The sequence below is a fragment of the Ruegeria sp. BHSC026 genome (assembly GCF_059613065.1).
The window spans coordinates 42,253-57,137 of sequence record NZ_JBXWRV010000004.1; the positions used below are offsets into that span (position 1 = coordinate 42,253).

Below are 14,885 nucleotides of genomic sequence, written 5' to 3' on the forward strand. Positions count from 1 at the left end.
TGCTGTAACAAAAGCCGGGAAAAATTGCCTCCGGCGCCGGGTCCGGGCCAGATTTTCCGTTGCCTGATGACGGTTTGTTTCCGGTAATATTCGGCATCGCCGCCCAAACGGCGGTATGACATAGGTTCTGGGAGGATACCGAACATGAAACGTTTTGCATTCGCCACGGCGTCGTCGCTGGCCGTTCTGGCCGCGTCCTCGGTCATGGCCGAGCCGCAGGCCGAAGTTCTGCACTGGTGGACATCGGGGGGCGAGGCCAAGTCGGTCGCCGTTCTGCAGGAGGAATTCGCGGCCAATGGCGGCACCTGGACGGACATGCCCGTCGCGGGCGGTGGCGGCGACGCGGCAATGACCGCGCTGCGCGCCCGGGTTCTGGCTGGCAACGCGCCGACCGCGGTTCAACTTAAGGGCCCGGCGATCCAGGAATGGTACGAAGAAGGCGTTCTGGCCGACATCTCGAACGTGGCCGAGGCCGAGGGCTGGGACAAGGTTCTGCCCGCTTCGATCGCGGGGCACATGAAGTGCGAGGGCACCTGGTGTGCAGCGCCGGTGAACGTGCACCGGGTCGACTGGATCTGGGCCAATGCCGACGTGCTGGCGGCCAATGGCATCGAGATGCCGACCACTTGGGACGAATTCAACGCCGCCGCCGAGAAGCTGCAGGCCGCGGGTGTGATCCCGCTGGCCCATGGCGGCCAAGCCTGGCAGGACGCGACCGTGTTCGAAACGGTCGTTCTGGGCCTTGGCGGCCCCGAATTCTACAACAAGGCGCTGGTCGAGCTGGACGCCGAGGCGCTGACCTCGGACACGATGGTCAAGGTGTTCGACCAGATGCGCACTCTGCGTGGTTTCGTTGACGAGAACTTCTCGGGCCGCGACTGGAACCTGGCCACCGCCATGGTCATGAACGGCGAGGCCGCCTTCCAGATCATGGGCGACTGGGCCAAGGGCGAATTCCTGGCTGCAGGCAAGGAACCGGGCAAGGATTTCCTGTGCGCCTCGACCCCCGGCGACGGATATCTGTACAACGTAGACAGCTTTGCCATGTTTGACGTGGAAGGTGACGACAAGCGCGCCGGGCAGGAATTGCTGGCCAAGCTGATCGTCGCGCCCAAGTTCCAGGAAGTGTTCAACCTGAACAAGGGGTCGATCCCGGCCCGGACCGACGTGTCGCTGGACAAATTCGACATGTGCGCCAACATCTCGGCCGAAGACATGGCGACCTCGTCCGAAAACGGCTCGCTGCTGCCGTCCTATGCCCACGGCATGGCGCTGCGCGGGTCACAGGCCGGTGCGATCACCGACGTGGTGACCGCGCATTTCAACTCGGACATGTCCTCGCAAGAGGCCGTGCAACAACTGGCTGACGCAGTGGCCAACAGCTACTGATCTCCAACCCGCCCTGCCCCCATGCGCGGGCAGGGCACCTTTCTCCCCGGAGGCTCAAATGTCGGAATGGCTGGAAAACCACCTGCCCAAGGTGGTGCTGGCACCCTCGTTCATCGCCGTATTGATCTTTGTCTACGGTTTCATCGGATGGACGGCCTGGGTATCGCTGACCCGCTCGAAACTGCTGCCGAAATACGAGATCAAGGGCTTCGTGCAATACGAACGCCTGTTCGACTCGCCCCGCTGGGACACGGCAATCAACAACCTGTACATCTTTGGCGCGCTGTTCATCGTGATCGCGATGGTACTGGGCCTGGCGCTGGCCATCCTGCTGGATCAGAAGATCCGCGTCGAAGGGTTCATCCGCACGATCTACCTGTACCCGATGGCGCTGTCGATGATCGTCACCGGCACCGCGTGGAAATGGATCCTGAACCCCGGTCTGGGGATTGAAGCCACCGTTCGGGGCTGGGGGTTTGAAAACTTCACCTTCGACTGGCTGGTGAACCCCGATTTCGCGATTTATACGATCGTGATGGCGGCGGTCTGGCAAAGCTCGGGCTTCGTGATGGCGCTGTTCCTGGCCGGGCTGCGCTCGGTCGATGGCGAGATCATCAAGGCCGCGCAGGTCGACGGCATCCCCACCTGGCGGATCTACACGGCAATCATCATCCCGTCGATGGCGCCGATCTTCCTGTCGGCCTTCATCGTGCTAGCCCACCTTGCGATCAAGAGTTTTGACCTGGTCATCGCCTTGACCGGCGGCGGCCCCGGCTATGCCACCGATCTGCCGGCCACCTACATGTACGCCATGGCGTTTTCGCGGGGCGACATCGGCCAGGCGGCGGCGTCGGCGATGATCATGATGCTGGTCGTCTTTGCGATCGTGGTTCCTTACCTTTACTCAGAACTGAGGGCGAAAAATGACTGATCTGTCGATGCCCCGAACCCGTGCGCAGGGCACGGCCGGCAAGACCGCGCTGCGCTGGCTGCTGTATATCCTGCTGGGCCTGTTCGCGCTGTATTACCTGATGCCGCTGTTCGTGATGGTCACGACCTCGCTGAAAAGCCTCGAGGAAATCCGCACCGGCAGCCTGATCGCACTGCCCCGCGACGTCACGCTCGAGGCGTGGAAAACCGCCTGGTCCAGTGCCTGCACCGGGATTCAGTGCGAAGGGTTGCGGCCCTATTTCTGGAACTCGGTGCTGATCGCGGTGCCGGCGGTGATCCTGTCGACCCTGCTGGGCGCGCTGAACGGGTATGTCGTGGCGCAGTGGCGGTTCCGTGGGGCCAACATCATCTTTTCGCTGATGCTGTTTGGCTGCTTCATCCCGTTCCAGGTTGTGCTGCTGCCGATGGCGCGGCTGCTGGGGCTGATGGGGCTTGCGGGCACCATTCCGGGCCTGATCTTCGTCCACGTGATCTATGGGCTGGGCTTCACCACGCTGTTTTTCCGCAATTACTATGTCACCATTCCGGCCGAGCTGACCAAGGCGGCGCGGGTGGATGGGGCCGGGTTCCTGCGGATCTTTTGGTCGATCTTCCTGCCGCTGTCGCTGCCCATCATCGTGGTGACGGTGATCTGGCAGTTCACCCAGATCTGGAACGACTTCCTGTTCGGCGTTTCGTTCAGCCAAGCGGGCACGCAGCCCGTGACCGTGGCACTCAACAACATCGTCAACTCAACCACCGGCGTCAAAGAGTACAACGTCGACATGGCCGCCGCGATCATCGCGGGGTTGCCGACGCTGCTCGTCTATGTCGTTGCCGGCAAGTATTTCATCCGCGGCCTGACCGCCGGTTCCGTGAAGGGATAACCCATGGCTCCCATCCTCGATATCAAAAACCTGTACAAGAATTACGGCGCAACCGAGATTCTCAAGGACATCAACATCTCGATCGAACCGGGCGATTTCCTGGTGCTGGTCGGGCCGTCGGGCTGCGGCAAGTCGACCCTGCTGAACTGCATCGCCGGGCTCGAGCCGATCTCGGGCGGGACGCTGTCGATCGGCGGCAAGGACATGACCCATGTCAGCCCCAAGGACCGCGACATCGCGATGGTGTTTCAGTCTTACGCCCTGTACCCGACCATGTCGGTGGCCAAGAACATCACCTTTGGCATGAAGGTGCGCGGGGTCGATCAGGCGACACAAGACGCCAAGCTGAAAGAGGTCGCCGCGCTTCTGCAGATCGAGCCGTTGCTGAACCGTCGCCCCAGCCAATTGTCGGGTGGCCAGCGGCAACGTGTGGCGATGGGCCGGGCGCTGGTGCGCGACCCCAAGCTGTTCCTGTTCGACGAACCGTTGTCGAACCTCGACGCCAAGCTGCGGGTCGAGATGCGGACCGAGATCAAGAAGCTGCATCAGACGCTGGATGCCTCGATCGTCTATGTGACCCATGATCAGATCGAAGCGATGACCCTGGCCACCAAGATCGTGGTGTTGAAGGGCGGCGTGGTGCAGCAGATCGGTACCCCGGCCGAGATCTACAACCGCCCCGCCAACCTGTTCGTGGCCGATTTCATGGGGTCGCCGGCAATGAATTTGATCCCGGCGCGGGTCCAGCGCAACGGGACCGGCACGCAGGTCGCAATCGCGCGTGCGGGGGGCGATCCGATCGTGCTGACGGACACGCGCGATCTGCACCTGCCTGAAGAGGTGATCCTGGGCCTGCGCCCCGAGGACATCGCCGAGGCCGGGTTCCGCGCCGGCGCCGGCGTGCAGGAGGCTGCCTGCCTGGTCGATATGGTCGAGCCGGCGGGGGCGGACACCTATGTCGTTTCGGAACTGGGCGGCAAACAAGTGACCGCGCGTCTGCATGCCGAAACCAGCGCCAGGGCCGGGCAGATGCTGAACCTGGCCTTTGACATGAGCAAGGTGTCGTATTTCGCCAAGGACACGGGCGAGCGGCTGAACTGAGCCGCTTATTCGGGCACGAAAATGCCGCGCATATCGGATGCGCGGCGTTTTTGCGGTTCGGTCCGGCGGGGTCAGCCGGTGGTTTTCAGGTCGCGGATCAACTGATCCAGATTACCCTTGCGGGCATCCAGCATCGCGCCGATCTCGGTGCGCTCGGTCAGCAGCAGGTTCACCCCTTCGATGAACATGTTGTAAAACTTGTCGCGGCCCGATTTGTCCGACACCAGGAAGGTTACCTCAAACGGGGCTTCGCCGCGCAGCTTGACGGTGCTGCGCACCTCGTATCCGGCCTTGATCTTGCGGGCCGATTTCACAGTGACCTGACCGCCGATGAACTCGCGGAACCGGCGGCCATATTTGCGCGAGATATAGCCCTGGAACGCTTTGGTGAATTCGCGCAGTTGCGCCTGGCTGGCGCTGCGCGCATCCGCCCCCAGCGCATAGCGCGCCATGATCGGCACATCGGCGTATTGCACGAAAATATTCTCGAAATCGCGCAGCATCGCGCTTTCGGATTTGCCCGATTCGATGACGCGGTTGATCTCGGCCACCACCTTGTCGACCAGGACCTTGGCCGATGCCTCGGTCAGGGCCAGCGCGGGCAGGGGAAGGGTGGCTGCCGCCACGCCGGCCAGGGCGGTGGAAACGAAACCGCGGCGGGTCAATGTGTCATTCGGCATAGGGGTCCTCGTAGGGGTCAAGATAGGCGTCCGCAGCCGGATCGCCATCAAGGTCGGCATAGGGGTCCGAGTACAGATCCAGATAGGTATCTTCATCGTCACGTGCCAGTTCGAACCGGCGGTTCTGCAGATAGATCAGGCGCGCCTGCGCATAGCTGTCGGCGCTTTCATAGAGGATAGAATCGACAGTGTCCGAGAACCTGCCCCGATCGCCCATCCGGCGCACGACCTCGGCATAGAGGCCTAGGTTGTCGGCTGGGCGGGTCGGCGCCAGGTCGATCGGGTTGGTGAACAGGTTCACCACCACGCCGACCGCGTCGCGCGTGGTGGACGGGCCGTAGAAGGGCAGCTCGACATAGGCGCCCTCGCCGAAACCCCAGACATGCAAGGTTTCGCCGAAATCGGTATCGACCTGCGGCAGGTTTAGCTCGTCCGCCGGTTTGGACAGGCCGAACCCACCGACAGTTGAGTTGATCACGAAGCGCAGCAGGGCGTTTCCGGACTGTTTCAGATTGCCCTGAAGCAGGTAATCGACGGCCTGCCCGGGCAAGGTGATGTTCTCGGCGAAGTTGTTGAAACTGGTCACCATCGGGTCGGGCACGATCTTGACATAGCCCTTGGACGCCGGGCGGAACAGAAATCGGTCCACGCCCAGGTTGAACTTGTGTATGCCCCGATTGGTTTTTTCGTAGGGGTCGAAAACCTCGCCCCGCGTCGCGGCATCCTGTGGCTGGCTGGCGCAAGCCGACAGCACCGCCAAAAACGCGGCAAGGGCGACATGTCTGAAACGGATCCGGCTCGACACGGTCTCATTCACTCCCGTTCGCCCGGATGTAAGGCAACCGGACACTCAATCAATACTCTTGGCCTGTTCGCACCGGCCCAATTCTCCGGCAGATAGTTGCTTTCTGCCCGAAATGAAACTCCTAGCGTGTTACCTGCGCACATCCGCAAGGTAAAGTGGCCGGCGTTCAACACCTCGGGGACAAGAGAAAACGCGCCGTTTCGCAGACTGGCGGGGAAATGACGGTTTTGCGTCTTTTCGCGAATCCCGTTCCCGGTTAGCGTCCCGAAAACAGACCGGAAGCTGAGGACAAGAACATGAGCATCGCGGCAAAACTGGAATCCATGGGCGTGACCCTGCCGGACGCCCCGGCGCCGGCGGCCAATTACGTGCCGTTCGTGCGGGTAGGCAACATCGTTTATGTCTCGGGCCAGATCTCGAAGGACGATGCGTTGATCACCGGCAAGCTGGGCGCCGACATGGATGTCGCGGCCGGTGCAGCGGCGGCTCGGGTCTGTGCCATCAACCTGCTGGCCCAGGTCAAGGCGGCCTGCGGCGGGGACATCGACAAGCTGGTGCGTGTGATCAAGCTGACCGGTTTCGTGAACTCGACCGCCGATTTCACCGACCAGCCGCAGGTGATCAACGGCGCGTCCGATTTCCTGGTCGAGGCGCTGGGCGAGGCGGGCCGCCATTCGCGTTCGGCCGTCAGCGCCGCGTCGCTGCCGCTGGGCGTCGCGGTTGAGATCGAAGGGATTTTCGAGATCCAATGACACCGTCTCTGCCTCGTGTGTTCATGGGCGCGCCGATTGCGCATCGGGCGCTGCATGACATTCGCCAGACCCGCCCGGAAAACAGCCGGGCGGCCATCCGGGCCGCCATTGCTGCGGGCTACGGGATCGAGATTGACCTGCAGCTGACGTCGGACGGCCATGCCATGGTTTTCCACGACTATGACCTGACGCGCCTGACCGGCCAGTCCGGCGCGATCCAGCAGATCACCCGGGCCGAGGCCGCGGACCTTCCGCTGCTGCACGGGGACGAGGGGATCCCCTCGCTTGAGGAAGTTCTGCAACTGGTGGCGGGCCGCGTGCCGTTGCTGATCGAGTTCAAGGATCAGCACGGTGCGATGGGGCCTGTGGACGGGCGGCTGGAACGGGATGCGGTCGCGCTGCTGAAGTCCTATGACGGTCCGGTCGCGCTGATGTCGTTCAACCCCAACTCCGTGGCCGAGCTGGCCCGGCTGGCGCCGGAGATTCCGCGTGGGCTGACGACCTGTTCCTACAAGCCCGAAGTCGAGCATCTGCCGGCCGAGGTCTGCGACCACCTGCGCGACATCCCCGATCTCAACCGGGTTGGCGCCAGCTTCATCAGCCACGAGGTGCAGGACCTGGCCCGACCCCGCGTCGCCGAGTTGAAGGCGCAAGGCGTGCCGATCCTGTGCTGGACGGTGCGCTCGGCCGAACAGGAGGCCGAGGCGCGAAAGGTGGCCGACAACGTGACCTTCGAAAACTATCTGGCCGCCATTCCGGGTTGAACCCGGCTGCCGGCGTCACAGATAGTTCAGGGGGACGCAGGAGGGCACATGGACCAGTCACAGATCGAGATCCGGGTTCTGTCGACGCTGGATCAGATCCCGGCGGCCGAATGGGACAGTTGCGCCTGCCCCGAGGCCGCCGACGGCACCCGCCCGCTGGACCCGTTCACCACGCACCGGTTCCTGCGCGCGCTGGAAGACAGCGGATCGGTCGGGCGGGGCACCGGCTGGCAGCCGCAATACCTGACCGCCTATCTGGACGGCCTGCTGATCGGGGCCGCGCCGATGTATGCCAAGTCGCACAGCCAGGGCGAATACATTTTCGATCACAGTTGGGCCCATGCCTATGAAAACGCGGGCGGGCGGTATTACCCCAAATTGCAGATCGCGGTGCCCTTCACCCCGGCCACCGGGCGGCGGTTTCTGACACGGCCCGGCTATGACGGGATTGCCATGTCGGCGCTGGTGCAGGGGGCGGTGCAACTGGCCGCCGACAACCGCCTGTCGTCGCTGCACATCACCTTCTGCACCCAGGACGAGGCGCTGGCCGGGCAGCAGATGGGCCTACTGGCGCGCGATTCGCAGCAGTTTCACTGGCTGAACGATGGCTACGCCGATTTCGACGATTTCCTCGCCGCCCTGTCCTCGCGCAAGCGCAAGAACATCCGCAAGGAAAGGGCGCAGGCCAACGCCTTCGGCGGCGAGATCCGAACCCTGACCGGCGCCGATCTGCGCCCCGAACACTGGGACGCGTTCTGGGACTTCTATCAGGATACCGGCGCGCGCAAGTGGGGCTCGCCCTATCTGACGCGGCAATTCTTTGACATCGTTCACGAAACCATGGCCGATGACGTGGCGCTGGTGCTGGCCGAGCGGGGCGGATACCCGGTGGCCGGCGCGCTGAACTTCATCGGGCGCGAAACCTTGTTCGGGCGCTATTGGGGCTGCACCGAACATCATCCCTGCCTGCATTTCGAACTGTGCTACTATAGGGCGATCGACTTTGCCATCGCGCAGGGGCTGGCCCGAGTCGAGGCCGGCGCGCAGGGCGAACACAAGCTGGCGCGCGGCTATCTGCCCACGCGCACGCATAGCCTGCACTGGATCACCGATCCCGGCTTTGCCGACGTCGTGGCGCGGTACCTTCAGGCCGAGGCCCAGGCGGTAGGCGAAGAGATCGAGATTCTGACGGATTACGGCCCGTTCAGAAAAGCCAACCCGGAGGAACGGCAATGAGCGAACTTCTGTCCACCGAGACCCGCGGCCCGCTGCTGGACCCGCTGTTCAGGAACGGCTGGACCATGGTCGAGGACCGCGACGCGATCACCAAGACCTTCATCTTCGACGATTTCGTCGATGCCTTTGGCTGGATGACCAAGGTGGCTATCTTTGCCGAAAAGTGGAACCACCACCCCGAATGGTCCAACGTCTATCGCACGGTCGAGGTGGTTCTGACCACCCATGACGTGGGCGGCCTGTCGTCTCAGGACGCCAAGCTGGCGCGCAAGATGGACAGCCTGCTTTAGCCGCGGTCGCCGCGCGACCCCATTCCGCCGGCCAGCAGGGCAACCTCACCCAGCCGCTGGAACTCGGCCGGGGTCACGGTGCCATCGCTGACATCTATTTCGCGCGGAATGCCTGTGGTGCGGTTGCCCACCATCCGAACGCTGCGCGCGGCCGGATTGATGTCGAGGCAGCGCGTCTGATAGCAGGTCAGACCCGATGTGTTGATCTGGATGCGGGCCTGCCCGTCGGGGCCAGTAACGACAGGGGACTGTGGCACCTCGCAGGCAGTCAGAGCGACCATGGCGCCGATCCCAGCCAGTGTTTTCATGTAGGCCATCAAGATCCTCCTTGCCGTTTATCCGGCCATTTGCAGGCGCCCGGGCGGGCACCTGCGGTTGGGTTTCCTTTTAGCGGTCAGATAACCGCCAGCAGGCCTTCTCCGGCCGAAATCTCGCAGGCACCGGGGCTTTCCTCGAGGTTCAGCGCCACGACCTTGCCGTCTTCGACCAGCATCGCATAGCGCTTGGAGCGCGCGATCAGGCCGGCGGGCGGGGCGTCGAAATCCATGCTGATCGCCTTGGTGAATTCCGAGGCCGGATCGGCCAGCATGGTCAGCCCTGCCGCGGTCGCACCCGTGGCCTCGCCCCAGGCCTTCATCACGAAGGGGTCGTTGACCGACACGCAGATGATCTCGTCAACGCCCTTGGCCGCGAACTGGTCCTTGGTGCGCATGAAGCTGGGGACATGGGCCGAGTGGCAGGTGGGGGTGAACGCGCCGGGCACGGCAAAGATCACCACTTTGCGGCCCTTGACCTTGCTGGAGAGCCGCACCTCTTCCGGTCCGTTTTCGCCCATCTGGATCAGGGTTGCTTCGGGCAGGGTGTCGCCGGTTGAAATCATCTTCATGCTCCTGTCGTTTGAAATTGCAAACTCGCTCCTTGCCGCAATATAGGTGGGCGGGTGGCACAAGCCACGGGAAATCGACAGGGGGCGGACCAGATGAGCCATATCGTCGTGATCGGAGCCGGACAGGCGGGGTCGTCACTGGTGGCCGGGCTGCGCAAGGGCGGGTTTGACGGGGCGATCACCCTGATCGGGGCTGAGCCCGTGCTGCCCTATCAACGCCCGCCGCTGTCCAAGGCCTACCTGCTGGGCGAGATGGAGCTGGAACGGCTGTTCCTGCGCCCCGAGAGTTTCTATGCCGAAAACAACATTACCCTGCGGCTGGGTCAGCAGGTGACGGCGATCGACCCGGCGGCCAAGACCGTGACCATCGGCGACGAGGTGATCTCCTACGACCAGCTTGCCCTGACCACCGGCTCGCATCCGCGCCGGCTGCCCGCCGCGATCGGCGGAGACCTAGCGGGCGTGCATGTGGTGCGCACGCTGGCCGATGTGGACGCGATGGCCCCCGCAGTGATCGAAGGCGCGCGGGCGCTGATCGTCGGCGGCGGCTATATCGGGCTCGAGGCCGCAGCCGTCTGTGCCAAGCGCGGCGTGCAGGTGACGCTGGTCGAGATGGCCGACCGTATCCTGCAGCGTGTCGCCGCGCCCGAGACCAGCGACTATTTCCGCGCGCTGCACGGCACCCATGGCGTGGACATCCGAGAAGGCGTCGGGCTGGAACGGATCACCGGTGAGAATGGCAAGGTCACCGGCGCGGTGCTTGGCGACGGGACGGAACTGGCGGTTGATTTCGTGGTGGTCGGCGTGGGCATCACCCCGGCTACCGAACTGGCCGAGATGGCCGGGCTTGCCATCGAGAACGGCATCAAGACCGACGCGCAGGGCCGCACCTCTGCCTCCGATATCTGGGCGGCGGGCGATTGTGCCTCGTTCCCCTACAAGGGCCGACGCATCCGTCTGGAAAGCGTGCCCAACGCGATCGACCAGGCCGAGGTGGTGGCGCAGAACATGCTGGGCGCGGGCAAGGATTACGTGGCCACGCCTTGGTTCTGGTCGGACCAGTATGACGTGAAACTGCAGATCGCCGGGCTGAACACGGGCTATGACCACGTCGTCACCCGCAAGGGCGAGGGGGCGACCACCTCGTTCTGGTATTACTGGGGCGATCAGTTGCTGGCGGTGGACGCGATGAACGACCCGCGCGCCTATATGGTCGGTAAGCGCCTGATCGACGCGGGCAAAACCGCCGATCCGGCAGTGGTGGCCGATTCCGCAGCGGATCTGAAGCCGCTGCTCAAGGCGTGAGGATCATCGCCGGAGATTTCCGGGGCCGGGCGCTGGCCTCGGTCGGCAAGGGGGACGCGGGTGCGCATCTGCGCCCCACCACCGACCGGGTGCGCGAAAGCCTGTTCAACGTGCTGAACCACCTTGTCGACTTCGATCGGCTGCGGGTGCTGGACCTGTTCGCCGGCACTGGTGCCTTGGGGCTCGAGGCGCTGTCGCGCGGTGCGGCGCATGTCACCTTGGTTGATGATGGGCGGGTGGCGCAGGGGCTGATCCGCAAGAATATCGACCTGACCCGCAGCGCCGACCGCACCGCCCTGATCCGCCGCGACGCGACACGGCTGGGCGACAATCCCGGCGCGCCGTTCGACCTGATCTTCCTCGATCCGCCTTATGGCAAGGGAATGGGGCAAAAGGCGCTTGCCGCGGCGCTCAAGGGCGGTTGGCTGGCCGATGATGCGCTGGTGGTCTGGGAAGAGAACGCCCCGATGGCCCCGCCCGAGGGCTTCACGCTGCACGATGCGCGCAAATACGGCGACACCCATATCTCGCTGATGTGGCGGGGCTGAACCGCCCTTTTTTGGACCCGGGGCCGCGCCGTGCTATGTTGCGGGTCATGGACCACGCCATGCCCATTTTTCCGCTGGTTCCCGCGCAGAGTGCCGAGGCCACGACCGGACCCGAACCCAAACCGCGCCGCGCGCCCGTCTTCATCCAGGACGCGGTGACGCCATGGGGGCAAGAGACGCTGTTGCTCGCCCTATGGCGCGCACAGCAGGATCAAGATCAGTAGGTCGGGTGGAACTTGCCGCCCGGTGACAGGGTAAAGATCTCGACCCCGTCCGCGGTGACACCCACGGAATGTTCGAACTGCGCGGACAGCGACTTGTCGCGTGTCACGGCCGTCCAGTCATCCGACAGCGTCTTGGTCTCGGGGCGGCCCAGATTCACCATCGGCTCGATGGTAAAGAACATGCCCTCTTCCAGAACCGCGCCGGTGCCGGGGCGGCCGTAATGCAGCACGTTGGGCGGTGCGTGGAACACCCGGCCCAGCCCGTGCCCGCAGAAATCGCGCACGACGCTCATGCGATGCGATTCGACGTAGGACTGGATGGCATGGCCGATATCACCAAAGGTGTTGCCCGGCTTGACCATCTCGATCCCTTTGAACAGGGCGTCATGAGTCACCTGGATCAGCCGCTCGGCCTTGCGCGGCAGCTTGCCTGCCACATACATGCGGCTGGTGTCTCCGAACCAGCCATCGACGATCACCGTCACGTCGATGTTCAGGATGTCGCCATCCTTCAGCTTCTTCTCGCCCGGGATCCCGTGGCAGACCACGTGGTTCACGCTGATGCAGCTGGCGTGCTGATAGCCCTTGTAGCCGATGGTGGCCGACTTGGCGCCGGCATCCTCGACCATCCGGGTGATGATCCGGTCGATCTCGCCCGTGGTCTGGCCCGGAAAGACATGCTCGGCGATGTCATCCAGAATCCGCGCCGCAACCGCCCCTGCCGCGTGCATGCCGGCAAAGTCAGCCTGTTCGTAAATGCGGATGCCGTCCTTCGTCAGGCGGCCACGATGTTCCTTCATCAACGCGGGGCTCCAATTGTTGCGCGCGATACCCTCTTTACGCTGCTTGTGCAGAAAGTGCCAGAGGGCGCGCGGTGGCGGGCGTCAGAGTTTGTTGCCGATCCAGACGCCTTTGGGCGTGATTTGGGTCGCATAGACCAGCCGTTCAACCCCATTCGCTGCCGCAGCGTCAAATTGCGCCGCATAGGCCGGGTCGATATCGGCGGCCAGCTCGAAACGCTTGCAGTCGGTGCGTTGCACCAGATACAGCATGACGGCTCGGTACCCGGCCTCGGCCATCGCCGCCAGTTCGCCCAGATGCTTGGTGCCGCGTGCGGTCACGCTGTCGGGAAATTCGGCCAGACCGGGCTGGCGCGACAGGGTCACGCTTTTCACTTCGACATAGGCGTCCGGCAACCCCGCCTCGCTCAACAGGAAATCGACACGGCTGTTTTCGCCGTATTTCACCTCGGGCCGGACGGTGCCATAGGCGGCCAGTTCGGGGATCTCGCCCGCCTCAAGCGCGGCCCGCAGCGCGCGATTGGGCACCGAGGTATCGACCCCGGTGAAATGGCCGTTCTCGTGCTCGACCAGCCGCCAGCCGAATTTCAGTTTCTTCCTGGGGTCGTCATTGGGTTCCAGCCAGATTTTCATGCCCGGCTCGGCCAGTCCCATCATCGAACCGGGATTGGCGCAATGGGCCGTCACCTCGCGCCCGTCCTCCAGTACGCAATCGGCCAGAAAGCGTTTGTAGCGGCGGATCAGGCGGGCGGGAACAAGAGGGGTTTGAAAGCGCATGGTTACGGGCCTATACCTGCCTCAAATGTCGATCAAGAGGAGAGCGCGCCATGCCCAACCCAACCGCCGCAATGCTGGTGATCGGGGATGAAATCCTGTCGGGCCGCACCCGCGACGCGAACATGCACTTTCTGGCGCAGGAATTGACCAAGCATGGCATCGACCTGAAAGAGGTCCGCATCGTCAGCGATGACGCCGAGGCCATCGAAACCGCCGTCAAGGCGCTGTCGCAGGCCTATGACCATGTGTTCACCAGCGGGGGCATCGGCCCGACCCATGACGACATCACCGCCGATTGCATCGCCCGCGCCTTCGGGGCCCATATTGACGTGCGCGATGATGCCCGTGCCCTGCTGCAGGCGCATTACGACCAGGCCGGGTTGGAGCTGAACGCCGCACGGCTGCGCATGGCGCGCATCCCCGATGGCGCGACGCTGATCGACAACCCGGTCTCGACCGCGCCGGGATTTACCCTGGGCAACGTCCACGTGATGGCCGGGGTGCCCTCGGTGTTCCGGGCGATGGTGGCCAGCGTGCTGCCCACCCTGACCGGAGGCAAGCCATTGTTGTCGCAGACCCTGCGCGTGAATCGGGGAGAGGGCGACATCGCCACCAATCTGTCGGCCCTGGCGCAGGATTTCGACGACTTGTCGATCGGTTGCTACCCGTTTCAGATCAACGGCGTGTTCGGCGCCAACGTGGTGGTGCGCGGCACCGACGGCGCCCGTATTGACGCCGCCATCACCCGCCTGGCAAGGGAGCTTGACCTGTGAGGCCCGACTGGGCCGCCGTCGTCGACGGCACATGGCCCGCCGCGCGGTACACGCAACTGGGTCCTTTCCTGCTGCGCGAAGGGCTGGGAGGCGGCTCGCGCGTGTCCGCGGCCAGCCGTGTCGGCCCGGTCACCCCGCCGGATATCGACGCGGCCGAGGCGGCCATGCAGGCGATGGGCCAGAAACGCATCTTTTGCCTGCGCCCGGGTGATGAGGCACTGGACGAAATGCTGGCCGCGCGGGGCTATGAGATCCTCGATCCGGTCAACATCTATGCCTGCCCGGTCGCGCGGCTGACCGAGCAGCCGGTGCCGCCGGTGACCGTCTTTACCCTGTGGGAGCCGCTGGCCATCATGCGCGAGATCTGGGCGCAGGGGGGCATCGGCCCCGAACGCCTTGCGGTGATGGAGCGCGCCTCCGGCCCCAAGACCGGCCTGTTGCTGCGCCACCGCGATCAGCCGGCGGGCACCGCCTTCGTGGCCATCCACGACGGCATCGCCATGCTGCATGCGCTCGAGATCGTGCCGGCCCATCGCCGGCAGGGGCTGGGCCGCTGGGCGATGCGCGCCGCGGCCTTTTGGGCGCTGGACAATGGCGCCCATACCCTTAGCGTGATCTGTACCAAGGCGAATGAGGGGGCCAACGCGCTCTACCGCTCTCTGGGGATGGAACACGTCGGAGAGTACCACTACCGCCAGCTGGTCTGAGAGGAGAAAGACAGCCGTGACCGACACCGAC

Annotated in this window: 19 protein-coding genes; 13 read left to right on the forward strand and 6 right to left on the reverse strand. The window is 64.1% G+C overall.

Going from position 1 to position 14,885, the window contains the following annotated elements; all coding sequences use genetic code 11:
• Positions 1-144: 144 nt before the first annotated feature.
• Genes AC2FME_RS06430 through AC2FME_RS06445 form a run of 4 tightly spaced genes read left to right on the forward strand, consistent with a single transcriptional unit; the run spans position 145 to position 4,307 of the window.
• Entirely contained in the window at positions 145-1,389 is a 1,245-nt protein-coding gene (locus tag AC2FME_RS06430) for an ABC transporter substrate-binding protein (protein WP_496799958.1), read from the forward strand.
• A 58-nt stretch (positions 1,390-1,447) separates the two neighbouring features.
• Positions 1,448-2,320: a carbohydrate ABC transporter permease gene (locus tag AC2FME_RS06435; RefSeq protein WP_496679993.1), complete on the forward strand. Its 873-nt coding sequence runs from the start codon at positions 1,448-1,450 to the stop codon at positions 2,318-2,320.
• A complete protein-coding gene (locus AC2FME_RS06440; RefSeq protein WP_496710855.1) occupies positions 2,313-3,206 on the forward strand; it encodes a carbohydrate ABC transporter permease in 894 nt (297 codons plus the stop codon). Before AC2FME_RS06435 ends, AC2FME_RS06440 begins: the two co-directional genes overlap by 8 nt.
• A 3-nt stretch (positions 3,207-3,209) precedes the next feature.
• Complete coding sequence (locus AC2FME_RS06445; protein ID WP_496679989.1) at positions 3,210-4,307, forward strand: ABC transporter ATP-binding protein; 1,098 nt, start codon at positions 3,210-3,212, stop codon at positions 4,305-4,307.
• A gap of 71 nt (positions 4,308-4,378) precedes the next feature.
• Here AC2FME_RS06445 and AC2FME_RS06450 read toward each other — a convergent pair whose 3' ends face one another.
• Both AC2FME_RS06450 and AC2FME_RS06455 read right to left on the reverse strand, forming a co-directional pair.
• Positions 4,379-4,987: an MlaC/ttg2D family ABC transporter substrate-binding protein gene (locus AC2FME_RS06450; protein ID WP_496743289.1), complete on the reverse strand. Its 609-nt coding sequence runs from the start codon at positions 4,985-4,987 to the stop codon at positions 4,379-4,381.
• A complete protein-coding gene (locus AC2FME_RS06455) occupies positions 4,977-5,804 on the reverse strand; it encodes an MlaA family lipoprotein (RefSeq protein ID WP_496679987.1) in 828 nt (275 codons plus the stop codon). The genes AC2FME_RS06450 and AC2FME_RS06455 overlap by 11 nt, the downstream gene beginning before the upstream one ends.
• Positions 5,805-6,088: 284 nt before the next feature.
• Here AC2FME_RS06455 and AC2FME_RS06460 point away from each other — a divergent pair, with 284 nt between their 5' ends.
• The 4 genes from AC2FME_RS06460 to AC2FME_RS06475 are packed head-to-tail and all read left to right on the forward strand — an operon-like array spanning position 6,089 to position 8,834.
• Positions 6,089-6,544: a RidA family protein gene (locus tag AC2FME_RS06460; protein WP_496679985.1), complete on the forward strand. Its 456-nt coding sequence runs from the start codon at positions 6,089-6,091 to the stop codon at positions 6,542-6,544.
• Complete coding sequence (locus AC2FME_RS06465) at positions 6,541-7,308, forward strand: glycerophosphodiester phosphodiesterase family protein (protein WP_496799959.1); 768 nt, start codon at positions 6,541-6,543, stop codon at positions 7,306-7,308. The genes AC2FME_RS06460 and AC2FME_RS06465 overlap by 4 nt, the downstream gene beginning before the upstream one ends.
• Positions 7,309-7,356: 48 nt before the next feature.
• A complete protein-coding gene (locus AC2FME_RS06470) occupies positions 7,357-8,544 on the forward strand; it encodes a GNAT family N-acetyltransferase (protein WP_496799960.1) in 1,188 nt (395 codons plus the stop codon).
• A complete protein-coding gene (locus tag AC2FME_RS06475; protein ID WP_496679980.1) occupies positions 8,541-8,834 on the forward strand; it encodes a 4a-hydroxytetrahydrobiopterin dehydratase in 294 nt (97 codons plus the stop codon). Before AC2FME_RS06470 ends, AC2FME_RS06475 begins: the two co-directional genes overlap by 4 nt.
• Here AC2FME_RS06475 and AC2FME_RS06480 read toward each other — a convergent pair.
• Entirely contained in the window at positions 8,831-9,151 is a 321-nt protein-coding gene (locus AC2FME_RS06480; RefSeq protein ID WP_496689351.1) for a hypothetical protein, read from the reverse strand. The genes AC2FME_RS06475 and AC2FME_RS06480 overlap by 4 nt on opposite strands.
• A gap of 77 nt (positions 9,152-9,228) precedes the next feature.
• Positions 9,229-9,714: a peroxiredoxin gene (locus AC2FME_RS06485; RefSeq protein ID WP_496680145.1), complete on the reverse strand. Its 486-nt coding sequence runs from the start codon at positions 9,712-9,714 to the stop codon at positions 9,229-9,231.
• Between the two features lie 99 nt (positions 9,715-9,813).
• Here AC2FME_RS06485 and AC2FME_RS06490 point away from each other — a divergent pair, with 99 nt between their 5' ends.
• From AC2FME_RS06490 to AC2FME_RS06500, 3 genes are read left to right on the forward strand one after another with little or no spacing between them, the layout of a single operon-like run.
• A complete protein-coding gene (locus AC2FME_RS06490) occupies positions 9,814-11,025 on the forward strand; it encodes an NAD(P)/FAD-dependent oxidoreductase (RefSeq protein WP_496799961.1) in 1,212 nt (403 codons plus the stop codon).
• Positions 11,022-11,573, forward strand: coding sequence for a 16S rRNA (guanine(966)-N(2))-methyltransferase RsmD (gene rsmD / locus AC2FME_RS06495; protein WP_496796236.1), 552 nt, complete (start codon positions 11,022-11,024; stop codon positions 11,571-11,573). The genes AC2FME_RS06490 and rsmD overlap by 4 nt, the downstream gene beginning before the upstream one ends.
• A 59-nt stretch (positions 11,574-11,632) precedes the next feature.
• Positions 11,633-11,797 carry a hypothetical protein gene (locus tag AC2FME_RS06500; protein WP_496799962.1) on the forward strand — a complete coding sequence of 55 codons (165 nt, stop codon included), beginning with the start codon at positions 11,633-11,635 and terminating at the stop codon, positions 11,795-11,797.
• On the opposite strand, the gene map is transcribed toward AC2FME_RS06500, so the two are convergent.
• The gene (gene map, locus AC2FME_RS06505; RefSeq protein WP_496799963.1) at positions 11,791-12,597 is read right to left on the reverse strand and encodes a type I methionyl aminopeptidase; all 807 of its coding nucleotides are present in this window, start codon (positions 12,595-12,597) and stop codon (positions 11,791-11,793) included. The two genes, AC2FME_RS06500 and map, sit on opposite strands and share 7 nt — an antisense overlap.
• 84 nt (positions 12,598-12,681) lie before the next feature.
• Positions 12,682-13,374, reverse strand: coding sequence for a DNA/RNA nuclease SfsA (sfsA, locus tag AC2FME_RS06510; RefSeq protein WP_496799964.1), 693 nt, complete (start codon positions 13,372-13,374; stop codon positions 12,682-12,684).
• A 50-nt stretch (positions 13,375-13,424) separates the two neighbouring features.
• Between sfsA and AC2FME_RS06515 the strand changes: the two genes are divergently transcribed.
• Complete coding sequence (locus tag AC2FME_RS06515; protein WP_496799965.1) at positions 13,425-14,147, forward strand: competence/damage-inducible protein A; 723 nt, start codon at positions 13,425-13,427, stop codon at positions 14,145-14,147.
• Positions 14,144-14,854 carry a GNAT family N-acetyltransferase gene (locus AC2FME_RS06520; RefSeq protein ID WP_496799966.1) on the forward strand — a complete coding sequence of 237 codons (711 nt, stop codon included), beginning with the start codon at positions 14,144-14,146 and terminating at the stop codon, positions 14,852-14,854. Before AC2FME_RS06515 ends, AC2FME_RS06520 begins: the two co-directional genes overlap by 4 nt.
• Positions 14,855-14,885 lie beyond the last annotated feature (31 nt).